This is a genomic window from Roseateles sp. P1_C6 (genome assembly GCF_056406315.1).
Genome location: NZ_JBFUAK010000012.1, coordinates 261,392 through 270,371, shown reverse-complemented (window position 1 = coordinate 270,371; position 8,980 = coordinate 261,392). Strand labels below are relative to the sequence as shown.

Annotated in this window: 13 protein-coding genes; 6 read left to right on the top strand and 7 right to left on the bottom strand. The window is 70.6% G+C overall.

What is annotated here, in order from left to right; all coding sequences use genetic code 11:
• The first annotated feature begins 24 nt into the window (after window positions 1-24).
• Window positions 25-912, top strand: coding sequence for a LysR family transcriptional regulator (locus AC1D29_RS25585; RefSeq protein WP_477902823.1), 888 nt, complete (start codon window positions 25-27; stop codon window positions 910-912).
• Here the strand turns inward: AC1D29_RS25585 and AC1D29_RS25580 are convergent.
• Window positions 909-1,478: a LysE family translocator gene (locus tag AC1D29_RS25580; protein ID WP_477902821.1), complete on the bottom strand. Its 570-nt coding sequence runs from the start codon at window positions 1,476-1,478 to the stop codon at window positions 909-911. The two genes, AC1D29_RS25585 and AC1D29_RS25580, sit on opposite strands and share 4 nt — an antisense overlap.
• A 224-nt stretch (window positions 1,479-1,702) precedes the next feature.
• Here AC1D29_RS25580 and AC1D29_RS25575 point away from each other — a divergent pair, with 224 nt between their 5' ends.
• The gene (locus AC1D29_RS25575) at window positions 1,703-2,911 is read left to right on the top strand and encodes a hypothetical protein (RefSeq protein WP_477902819.1); all 1,209 of its coding nucleotides are present in this window, start codon (window positions 1,703-1,705) and stop codon (window positions 2,909-2,911) included.
• Window positions 2,912-2,923: 12 nt separating this feature from the next.
• Here the strand turns inward: AC1D29_RS25575 and AC1D29_RS25570 are convergent, their stop codons facing one another.
• Window positions 2,924-3,286, bottom strand: a complete 363-nt coding sequence (locus tag AC1D29_RS25570) for a winged helix-turn-helix transcriptional regulator (RefSeq protein ID WP_477902817.1) — start codon at window positions 3,284-3,286, stop codon at window positions 2,924-2,926.
• A 63-nt stretch (window positions 3,287-3,349) separates the two neighbouring features.
• Here AC1D29_RS25570 and AC1D29_RS25565 point away from each other — a divergent pair, with 63 nt between their 5' ends.
• The 3 genes from AC1D29_RS25565 to AC1D29_RS25555 all read left to right on the top strand — a co-directional run bounded on the left by AC1D29_RS25565 (window position 3,350) and on the right by AC1D29_RS25555 (window position 4,735).
• Entirely contained in the window at window positions 3,350-3,928 is a 579-nt protein-coding gene (locus AC1D29_RS25565; protein ID WP_477902815.1) for a carboxymuconolactone decarboxylase family protein, read from the top strand.
• 78 nt (window positions 3,929-4,006) lie between these two features.
• Window positions 4,007-4,165, top strand: a complete 159-nt coding sequence (locus AC1D29_RS25560) for a DUF3309 family protein (RefSeq protein ID WP_477902813.1) — start codon at window positions 4,007-4,009, stop codon at window positions 4,163-4,165.
• A 183-nt stretch (window positions 4,166-4,348) separates the two neighbouring features.
• On the top strand, window positions 4,349-4,735 hold the full coding sequence (locus AC1D29_RS25555) for a GFA family protein (RefSeq protein ID WP_477902811.1): 387 nt from the start codon (window positions 4,349-4,351) through the stop codon (window positions 4,733-4,735).
• Window positions 4,736-4,750: 15 nt separating this feature from the next.
• Here AC1D29_RS25555 and AC1D29_RS25550 read toward each other — a convergent pair whose 3' ends face one another.
• The 5 genes from AC1D29_RS25550 to AC1D29_RS25530 all read right to left on the bottom strand — a co-directional run bounded on the left by AC1D29_RS25550 (window position 4,751) and on the right by AC1D29_RS25530 (window position 7,950).
• Window positions 4,751-5,917, bottom strand: coding sequence for a serine hydrolase domain-containing protein (locus tag AC1D29_RS25550; protein WP_477902809.1), 1,167 nt, complete (start codon window positions 5,915-5,917; stop codon window positions 4,751-4,753).
• A 70-nt stretch (window positions 5,918-5,987) separates the two neighbouring features.
• Window positions 5,988-6,338 carry an RNA recognition motif domain-containing protein gene (locus tag AC1D29_RS25545; RefSeq protein ID WP_477902807.1) on the bottom strand — a complete coding sequence of 117 codons (351 nt, stop codon included), beginning with the start codon at window positions 6,336-6,338 and terminating at the stop codon, window positions 5,988-5,990.
• A 109-nt stretch (window positions 6,339-6,447) separates the two neighbouring features.
• Entirely contained in the window at window positions 6,448-6,657 is a 210-nt protein-coding gene (locus AC1D29_RS25540) for a hypothetical protein (RefSeq protein ID WP_477902805.1), read from the bottom strand.
• Window positions 6,658-6,883: 226 nt separating this feature from the next.
• Window positions 6,884-7,543, bottom strand: coding sequence for a glutathione S-transferase family protein (locus AC1D29_RS25535; RefSeq protein ID WP_477902803.1), 660 nt, complete (start codon window positions 7,541-7,543; stop codon window positions 6,884-6,886).
• Window positions 7,540-7,950: a DoxX family membrane protein gene (locus AC1D29_RS25530; RefSeq protein ID WP_477902801.1), complete on the bottom strand. Its 411-nt coding sequence runs from the start codon at window positions 7,948-7,950 to the stop codon at window positions 7,540-7,542. The genes AC1D29_RS25535 and AC1D29_RS25530 overlap by 4 nt, the downstream gene beginning before the upstream one ends.
• 89 nt (window positions 7,951-8,039) lie before the next feature.
• On the opposite strand from AC1D29_RS25530, the gene AC1D29_RS25525 reads away from it, so the two are divergent.
• Window positions 8,040-8,912, top strand: coding sequence for a LysR family transcriptional regulator (locus tag AC1D29_RS25525; RefSeq protein WP_477902799.1), 873 nt, complete (start codon window positions 8,040-8,042; stop codon window positions 8,910-8,912).
• The last annotated feature ends 68 nt before the right edge of the window (window positions 8,913-8,980 follow it).

The following is an 8,980-nucleotide window of genomic DNA, read 5'->3' as shown; positions in this document are numbered from 1 at the left end:
CGGCCGCACGCACCGCCTGACGCCATGATCGAAGACATCCGCTACCTCATCGTCTTCGCCAAGGTGGCCGAGGCGAAGTCCCTCTCGCGCGCCGCGGAGCTGCTCGAGCTGTCGCCCGCGACCGTCAGCGCCCACCTGAGCCGGCTGGAGGCCAACGTCGGGGCGGCGCTGCTGTACCGCAACACCCGCAAGCTGTCGCTGACCAGCGAAGGCGCCGTGCTGCTGGAAACGGCGCGCGCCATGCTGCAGCTGTACGAGGAGGGCCTGATCGACTTCAGGAAACGGGCGATCTCGTCTTCCGCGTCGCTGAAGGTCTCGGCCCCCGCGATCCTGCTGTCCTGTGCCGAGTTCATGCGCACGCTGGGGGGCTTCCTGGCCGAACACCCGGACCTGCGGCTGGAGATCGGCTTCAGCGACCGGCGCCAGGACGTCATCGGCGAGGGGCTGGACATCGCCTTTCGCATCGGTGACCTGCCCGACAGCGCGCTGCGTGCCAAGCCCATCTTTCGCCTGCAGCGTCAGCTGGTCGCGGCCGAATCGCTGCTCGCGCGGCAGGGCCGCCCCGAGCACCCCGGGCAGCTGGCCGACATGCCCTGGATAGGCCTGAGCATGCGCGCCAGCAGCCGGTCCTTCATCAACGCGCAGGGCGAACGCGCGGAAGTCCGCTACACGCCGCGCATCAGCACCGACAGCGTCGAGGCCAGCTACCGGCTGGCCAAGCTGGGGCTGGGCCTGGCCGCGCCGCCGGCCTACCTGTTGCACGCCGACCGGGACGATCCGCCCGTGGCCGTGCTGCCGGGCTGGCGCCTGGACCCGCTGGACGTGCATGCGGTGTGGCCGTCCAACCTGGCCAGCAACGGCATGGCCTACCGGCTCATCAACCGGCTCTACGAGGCGATGACCGAGGTCTAGCGGCCGAGCAGCGGCAGCAGTGCCGACAGCACCAGGCTGGCGCCCATCGCGACGTTGAAGGCCCGCCCACGGGCGGGCGTCGTGAGCCAGCGGGCCACCTGCCGACCGAACACGGCCCACGCGGCCAGGGACAGGTAGCAGACGCCGAAATACACGGCGATGAACAGCTGCAGCACCGCGGGTGTGTCCGGGCGCGCGAACAGCGCCGCGCCGGCGGCGCAGGCGACCCAGGCCTTGGGGTTGAGCCACTGCAGCAGCCAGCCGCGCAGGAACGTGGGCGCGGCGCCGGCCTGGATGCGGTCGCCGACCGGCGCGGTGGCGATCCGGTAGCCCATGTAGACGACGAAGGCCGTGCCCAGGCCGCCCAGCGCGGCCTTCAGCATCGCGTGGCCGTTCATCAGGTCGGCCAGCGCATGGCCCACGAGGGCCAGCAGCGCGGTGAAGCCCAGCGTCGCGCCGGACACGAAGGGCAGCGTGCGCGCGACGCCATGCTGCTGGCCGGCCGCCAGGATGAGCAGGTTGACCGGCCCCGGCGACAGGGACATGGTCAGAGAAACCAGCAGCATGGCAGCGATCACGGCACGACTCGACGTTGTAGCGACCGGCGAGGGCTCGCCCGTCATGCAGTCACCGTAACCAAGGCGTCAGGCGCCGTGAAGCGCAAAACGTCGAAAAGGCGTTTTCGAGGATCTGGGCTTCCCTCGCACGCCCCTGGCTTTGACACTTTGCAGCGGGTTGTTGTCGGGGAGCTGGCGTGTTGAAGAGGTGCAGATGGGTCGCCGGGATCGGCATGAGCGCGGTGCTGCTGGCCTGCGGTGGCGGCGGCGGCGGCGGGGCTGAGCCGGGCCCCAAGCCCGGCGGCGAAAGCCCGCCCGTGGGCGTCGCCGTGCCAGGCCGCTTCATCACCAAGCTCGTCACCGCCGACCGCAGCTGGGTCGCGCTGGCCGAGAAGGCCCAGGACTTCGAGCGCGATGTCGCGCCGGACCGGCAGCTGCTGCTGGCGCCGGACGGCGGACTGACGCCCGGCGTCGCCTACCACCCGCCGGTCGGCTGGTCGCTGATCGACTTCGCGCTGCACCCATCCGGCGAGATCAGCCTCGTGCTGGCCTCCGCCACGCAGTTGCGGCTGGTCCGCTTGCGCCACGGCGGCGAGGTGCTGCGCGACCAGCCCTTCCTCGACCCGCAGGCCGCGACCGACCCCATCATCGACGGCCCGTTCGCGCTGATGGACTCGCAGTCGCTGGTGCCCACCGCGGTCACGCACGACGCGGCAAAGCTGGCCGCGCTGGGGGAGGACGTCGTGCTGGCCTACCGCAGCGGCCGCTTCGCCGTGGTGCTGCACCGCCTGGGCCATGCCGCCGCGACCGGCTTCGTGCCGCGCTGGCGCAGCCTGGCGGAGCCGGGCGTGGAGATCGGCGAGGCGCTGGACACCTCGGCGCTGGAGGGCTTCATGCTCAGCCGCTTCAGCGACGCGGGCCAGCGGCTGTACAGCGTGCTGCACCGCACCGAGGGCCGCGCCGACGTGCAGGGGCTGCGCTGGCTGGGCGACCGCATGGCCGTCGTGGGCCGCGTGCGCACCGTCCGGTCCGCGGACGGCTGGGACGCCTACGTGGCCTTCGTCGCGGACCGCAGCCGCACGCTCAGCCACCAGGTGATCGACGTCGACCAGGGCGAGGTGCTGTTCGACATTGCCAGCCTGGCCGACGGGCAGTTGCTCGCATGCGGCGCGGCGGGCTACACGCAGAACCCGACCGGCGTCAGCATCTCCGAAACGGCCACGCCGCTGCTGATGCGGCTGGATGCCGCCGGCAAGCCAGTGCGGCGCGTGGCCCTGGCCGCCGGCCCGCGGCAGAACCAGCTGCGCAGCCTCGCGGCCTGGCAGGGCGGCTGGCTGATGGCCGGCATGGAGAACGGGCCGGGCACGCACTCCGCGGACGCCGACGCCGGCCTGCTGACGGCCGATGGCCATGTCCGGGAGCGGCGGGACCTGGGGCCGTGAGGCCCGCCGGGCCTAGACCTTGCCCACCGTCCGCTGCACCTCGCGCGCCCAGCGCGGCGCCCACTTCATCAGCGGCTCCATGGCCACCAGCAGCGCGCGCCCCTGGGCGCCGAGCCGGTAGCCGCTGCCCGCGTCGTGCTGAACCAGCAGCGCCTCGCGCAGCTCGGCCAGCCGCTGGTTCAGCACCGACGCCGACAGGTCGCCGCAGGCCGCCTGCAGCGCGCGGAAGTTCAGGCTCGCGTCGTCGGCGCGCAGCTCCCACAAGATGCGCAGCGTCCAGCGGCGCTGGAACAGATCCAGCGCCGCGTTGAGCGCGTCCTTGCCCGAGGCCGGCGCGTCCGCCGCCGCGATGGCGGCCAGGCGTTTTGTCGTCATGCTTTGATTTTAGAAGCAAGTCCAGCTAGAGTCCGCTCACCGCAACGCTTCTGATTTCGAAGCATGAACAACATCCCCACCCCCACCCCTTCACCCTCTCCCCGCATCGCCCCTCAAGCGCTGCCACTGCCGCCCGACCTGGCCCAGCGCATGAACCGGCTGATCCCGCCCGGCTTCCCACCGCCGCAGATCTTCCTGACCGTGGCCCGCCACGGCGAGCTGTTCAAGGAGATGGTCGACAGCGGCTTGCTCGGGCCCACCGGGCTGGCGGACCGCAAACGCCTGGCGCCCGCGCTGCGCGAGGCCGTCATCCTGCGCACCTGCAGCGCGGCGCGCTGCGACTACGAGTTCAACCTGCACGAGCAGACGATCTCGCAGCGCATGGGCCTCTCGGTGGCGCAGATCGCCGACCTGCGCGAGCCGACGCTCGACGCTGCGCTGTGGACGCCCGGGTTGCTCGCCGTGCTGCGTCTGGTCGACGGCCTGGTGCAGCGGCTGGACGTGGACGATGCGACCTGGGCCGACGTACGGCTGCATTGGGACGAGGCGGCGCTGCTGGAGATCACGCAGCTCGTCGGCCACTACACCGGTGTGGCCATGCTGGCCGCGCTGGCGCGGCCGGCCTTCGACCGGTACCGCTAGGCGACGGGCACGCCGATTGCCGGCTGTCGGTGCATCGGGCTGCGTCGTGTTGATCGCGGCCCGCATCAAGGAGCTGTCATGAGTCTTGGCACCATATTGCTTGTCCTGCTGATCCTGCTGCTGGTCGGCGCCATTCCGGCCTGGCCGCACAGCCGCAGCTGGGGCTATGCGCCCACGGGCGGCATCGGCCTGGTCCTGCTGATCGTCATCGTGCTGTTGCTGATGGGCCGCCTGTAGGGGACCCCACCGGCAGGAGGTGCAGGGCGGCACCTGTTGCCGACAATGCGCGCATGGGCAATGGAATGATTGCCAGCCACGCCGGCCAGCGGCAACGCGGCCGGCGTGCTCGCGCGTTGCTGCGGGCACGCAGCACCGACATCGACATCGACATCGACAGCACACGAGAGGCCTGTTCCCGCCATGGACCAAGACGTTGACCCCTCAACCCCGCTCCAGGGCTCATGCCACTGCGGCGCGGTGCGCCTGACGCTCCCCTCGGCCCCGGAGAAGGCCACGCGATGCAATTGCTCGATGTGCCGCCGCCTGGCCGGCCTGTGGGCCTACTACGAGTTCGGCACGGTGAAGGTGGAAGGGCATCCCGAGCACACGGCCGAGTACGTCTGGGGTGACCGGACGCTGCGCACGATCCGCTGTGCCCATTGCGGCTGCGTGACGCACTGGGAGCCGTTGGTTGCGGAGGCGGGCGCCCGGCACGGCGTGAACCTGAACAACTTCGACCCGCGGCTGCTGGCGCCCGTCCAGGTGCGCCGCTTCGATGGCGCGGACACCTGGACCTTCCTGGACTGAAGCCGCGGCCTGCGCCTAGCGCTTCACGGCGGCCTGCAGCTTGCCAACGAACTCGTTCAACGCCGGCCCGTTGTCTATCCAGCGCACCACCGCGACGACGTCGTTCTCCCAGTCGATGTAGATGATGTTCTGGCCGTTGCCGCGGAAGGTCACGCTGCTTTCGGGTGCTGCCGGCAGCGGCTTGCGGCCGGTGTTCAGGAACCAGTTGCAGTAGCCGTACTCGGCATTCGCCGGCCCCGGCGCGCGGGCCTTGGCGATCCAGTCGCGCGACACGAGTTGCCGGCCGGCCCACTGCCCGTTCTGCAGGAACAGGTAGCCGAAACGCGCCATGTCCCAGGCGTCGATGAACATGCCGCCGCCCCAGTGGCCACCGCCGGAGACGGACTGCACGCGCCGGCCGTCCAGCTCGACCCAGCTGTTGTCGTAGCCGTGCCAGCGCCAGCGTGACGACGCGCCGATGGGGTCCATGACTTCCTCGCGCAGCACCTCGGGCAGCGGCCGGCGCCAGACCTGCAGCGCGGCCAGCGCCAGCAGGTTCACGCGCACGTCGTTGTACTTGTAGTGCGTGCCCGGCTCGTACACCGGCCGGTTGGGCCAGTCCTCGGGCATCTTGCCGACGGGGCGGTCGGCCCAGTCGGGCTTGCCCCACAGCGTGCCCTGCCAGTCGCTGGTCTGGCGCAGCAGGTGCTCCCAGGTGATGGGCGCGTTGTGCGGCGCGGTGAACAGGTCGACGTCGGGCGGCATCGCGTCGGCCACGCGCTCGTCGGTGCTGCGGATCAAGCCCTTCTGCCAGGCCAGCCCGACGACCGTGGACAGGAAGGTCTTGGTGATGCTGTGCGACATGTCCACGCGCCGCGTGTCGCCCCATTCGGCCACGACCTTGCCGCGGCGGATGACGACGCCGTTGGCCGCGGCGCGCTCGCGCGTCGGCCCGATCTGGCCGCCGAAATAGGGCTCGGCCTTGCCGAAGGTCTGGGCCAGCGCCAGCGCTTGGTCGCGCGGCGCCGGGTTCTCGTGCGCCCGCGCGTAGGCGACGGCCTCGGCCAGCCGGGCGGGGTCCAGGCCCATCGCGGCTGGCTCGGCGCGCTGCCAGTCGCCGCGCGGCGGGAAGTAGGCCGGCTCGGCGGCGGCGAGCGTCGAGACGAGGGCGGCGAGAAGGACAAGTCGGCGGGGCAGGCGCATCAGGCCATTGTGTCGGGACGAAAAAAAACCGGCTCAACAGAGCCGGTCATCGACAGGGGAGTCGCTGGGTTCAGTAGCGACCACCACCAAAGCCACCCGTGCCGTAGCCGACGTCGGCACGCTTGGTCGCGGTGTAGCCGGCTGCGCCGTAGCCGCTCGATTCCTTGCTGGCTTCGCGGGGGCGGGCCAGGCTGACGACGATGGAGCGGCCATCGACGGTCATGCCGTGCAGCGCGGAAATGGCCGCCTGGGCGACTTCGGCAGAAGCCATCTCCACAAAGCCGAAGCCCTTGGAGGTGCCGGTTTCGCGGTCCATCATGACCTTGGCGGAGGACACGCTGCCGAACTCGGCAAAGTTGCTTTTCAGGCTGGCGTCGGTCACGGAGTAGGGCAGGTTGCCCACATAAATCTTGCTGCTCATGGACGAGCCTTTCTGGGTAGTGGCACACCGCGGGGATGCGGGTGCGGATCTGCGGATCGGACGACCGCAGCGGTGGGTTGCGTGGACAGGATCTGGCGGGACCAGAACGTCAGCACGCAGGCTGGATCGGCATGCAGGCTTGCAGCCAACCTTGGGTGACAGCGAACAACCGAGCTGCCTCGCGTGAGGCAAACGTGGTGTCGAAGCGGAACACGCGGTGTTGCGTGTCGTTGCCCTGGGCCGGGCGAACCGAGAACGAGGCGCGAAAGCGGCCGCAGTCGGTTAGGTGTGTCGCGGGCGAAACGACGTACTGGCCCATGGCAATGGCGTTGTTTGAAATGTTGTTCAGTCAGGGTTGCGGGCGTGAAGGGCCCGGCGGCAATGCCTTCTTGGGTCGGGTGGCCACTGCTCTGCCCGCCAAAAAGTGTGGAAGGTCGCGGACGGCGACCTGAGGAGTCGGTGGGCAGCTTTTGGAAGCTTGTTCACGCGACACTTGGATTATATCTTTTTATTTATATTCGAACGAATCAATATTTCTTTGGGTTTTAATAACCGCCGCCCAGGCGCCGTGACAGCGCGCCGCCGCGCGCCAGCAGAAAGCTGCGCAGCCTTTGCGCATAACCCGACGTGACGGCCTCACGCACCGAAGGCCGGCCTGCGAGCGCCACGCGCCAGGCCTGCACGCGCGGCAGGCCGTCGAACAAGCCCTCGGGCGGGATGACGTCGAAGTAGCGGAACACCGGGCCGAACACCGCGTCGACGAGACCGAAGCGGCGGCCGGCAAACCACGGGCCTTTGCCCAACACCGCTTCGAGCCGCTCGAAGCGACCGCGCAGCGCCGCATACGCCGCGTCCATCGCCGCCTCATCCGCCGCGCTGTACAGCACGGCGATGCCGCTCAGCACCGCCGAGCCGAATTCCATCCAGGCCCGCTCACGCGCCCGCGCCAGCGCGTCCTCGGGATGCAGGCGCGGCGGCTGCGTCTCGTCCAGGTATTCGCAGATGACGGCGGACTCGAACACCGCCTCGCCGCCCACTTGCAGCACCGGCGTCTTGCCCAGCGGCGACAGGCGCAGGAACCAATCGGGCTTGTCGGCCAGATCGACGTCGATGCGCTGGAAGCCCACGCCCTTCTCCGCCAGCACGACGGCCGCGCGTTGCACGTAGGGGCACAGCGCGTGGCTGACCAGCGTCAGGCCGCTCACGCCGCGCCCCAGGTGAAGCGCGCACTGCGGCGCAACGCGCCGGCACCGTCACCCGCCAGCCACAGCACGACGGACATCGCGGCCAGGAATACCGGGTACTCCCAGCCGCCGCCGGCCGCGGTGAAGACCCAGCCGTTGGGCGCATGCACCCAGGCCGCGCCAAGCAGGATGGGCGACAGCGACAGCGCCACCTGGCGCGGGTAGACGCCCAGCAGCAGCAGGGCGCCGCCCAAGGCTTCGGCCGCGAACACGGCGTAGGCCAGCCCGCCCGGCAGGCCCTGGCCGGCAAAGAACTGCGCCGTGCCCGGCAGCGTGAAGACGAACAGCTTGAGCCCGGCATGCGCCAGGTACATCAGGCCCAGGGACAGCCGCAGCAGCAGCAGGCCCAGAGAGGTCGAGGAGGCCATGGGCATCTCCATGAAGTGGTGGACGCAGCCAATGTAGGTAGGCAAGCCACGCCACAAAATACGCAAATCCGTCAACTCAGATTGCAGCCATGCAATACGAACTCGCCCCCGCCGACCTCGCCCTGGTGCTGGCCCTGCACCGCGCCGGCACGCTGGCCGCGGCCGGCGAGCGGCTGGGCGTCAACGCGTCCACGGTGTTCCGCATGCTGCAGCGGCTGGAGCGCGGCCTGGGGCAGGCGCTGTTCGAGCGCGGCCGGCGCGGCTACACCGCCGGCGAGCTGGCGCGCACGCTCGCCGCCCAGGCCGAGCAGGTGGAAGCCGCGCTGGAGGCCGCCCGCGCCGCGGCCCAGGCCCAGCCGGGCCAGGCGGCCGGCACCGTGCGCATCACGACGACGGACACGCTGCTGCACGGCCTGCTGGCGCCGGCACTGGCCGCGTTGCATCAGGCGCAGCCGCGGCTGCAGTTCGAGCTGCACAGCGGCAACGAACTGGCCAGCCTGACGCGGCGCGATGCCGACATCGCCCTGCGCGCCACCGCCAAGCCGCCGCCGCACCTGATCGGCCGGCGCGTCGGCCCCATCCGCGTGGCCGTCTACGCGGCGCGCCACAGCCCCATCCGGCACTGGGACCAGGTCCAAGCCGGCGAGGCCGCCTGGGTGGCGCCCGACGACGGCCTGCCCGAACACCCGTCGGTGCGCTGGCGCCAGAAGCACTTTCCGGCGCAACAGCCGGCCTTCCGCACCGGCAGCGTGCAGACGGTGGCCGAGCTGGTCGCCCAGGGGCTGGGCGTGGGCGTGCTGCCGCTGTTCCTGGCCGAGCCACGCGCCGAGCTGCGCCGGCTGACCGAGCCGCTGGACGGGGCCGAGACCGACCTCTGGCTGCTGACCCACCCGGAGACCCGCCACCTGCAGCGCGTGCACACCGTCTACAGCCACCTGGCCGCGGCACTGACGCTGGATTGACCCCAATCAACCCCTTGACCTTGCCATCATGGGAAGCTTGAGCATCGCCTCATCACTGAATTCGCGAG

What these genes read in the sequence shown, in the direction of transcription:
- AC1D29_RS25570 (WP_477902817.1), bottom strand. Translation starts at nt 3,286, where the DNA reads ATGACGACAAAACGCCTGGCCGCCATCGCGGCGGCGGACGCGCCGGCC.
- AC1D29_RS25560 (WP_477902813.1), top strand. Translation starts at nt 4,007, where the DNA reads ATGAGTCTTGGCACCATATTGCTTGTCCTGCTGATCCTGCTGCTGGTC.
- AC1D29_RS25525 (WP_477902799.1), top strand. Translation starts at nt 8,040, where the DNA reads ATGCAATACGAACTCGCCCCCGCCGACCTCGCCCTGGTGCTGGCCCTG.
- AC1D29_RS25540 (WP_477902805.1), bottom strand. Translation starts at nt 6,657, where the DNA reads ATGGGCCAGTACGTCGTTTCGCCCGCGACACACCTAACCGACTGCGGC.
- AC1D29_RS25580 (WP_477902821.1), bottom strand. Translation starts at nt 1,478, where the DNA reads ATGCTGCTGGTTTCTCTGACCATGTCCCTGTCGCCGGGGCCGGTCAAC.
- AC1D29_RS25550 (WP_477902809.1), bottom strand. Translation starts at nt 5,917, where the DNA reads ATGCGCCTGCCCCGCCGACTTGTCCTTCTCGCCGCCCTCGTCTCGACG.
- AC1D29_RS25555 (WP_477902811.1), top strand. Translation starts at nt 4,349, where the DNA reads ATGGACCAAGACGTTGACCCCTCAACCCCGCTCCAGGGCTCATGCCAC.
- AC1D29_RS25545 (WP_477902807.1), bottom strand. Translation starts at nt 6,338, where the DNA reads ATGAGCAGCAAGATTTATGTGGGCAACCTGCCCTACTCCGTGACCGAC.
- AC1D29_RS25530 (WP_477902801.1), bottom strand. Translation starts at nt 7,950, where the DNA reads ATGGCCTCCTCGACCTCTCTGGGCCTGCTGCTGCTGCGGCTGTCCCTG.
- AC1D29_RS25585 (WP_477902823.1), top strand. Translation starts at nt 25, where the DNA reads ATGATCGAAGACATCCGCTACCTCATCGTCTTCGCCAAGGTGGCCGAG.
- AC1D29_RS25575 (WP_477902819.1), top strand. Translation starts at nt 1,703, where the DNA reads ATGAGCGCGGTGCTGCTGGCCTGCGGTGGCGGCGGCGGCGGCGGGGCT.
- AC1D29_RS25565 (WP_477902815.1), top strand. Translation starts at nt 3,350, where the DNA reads ATGAACAACATCCCCACCCCCACCCCTTCACCCTCTCCCCGCATCGCC.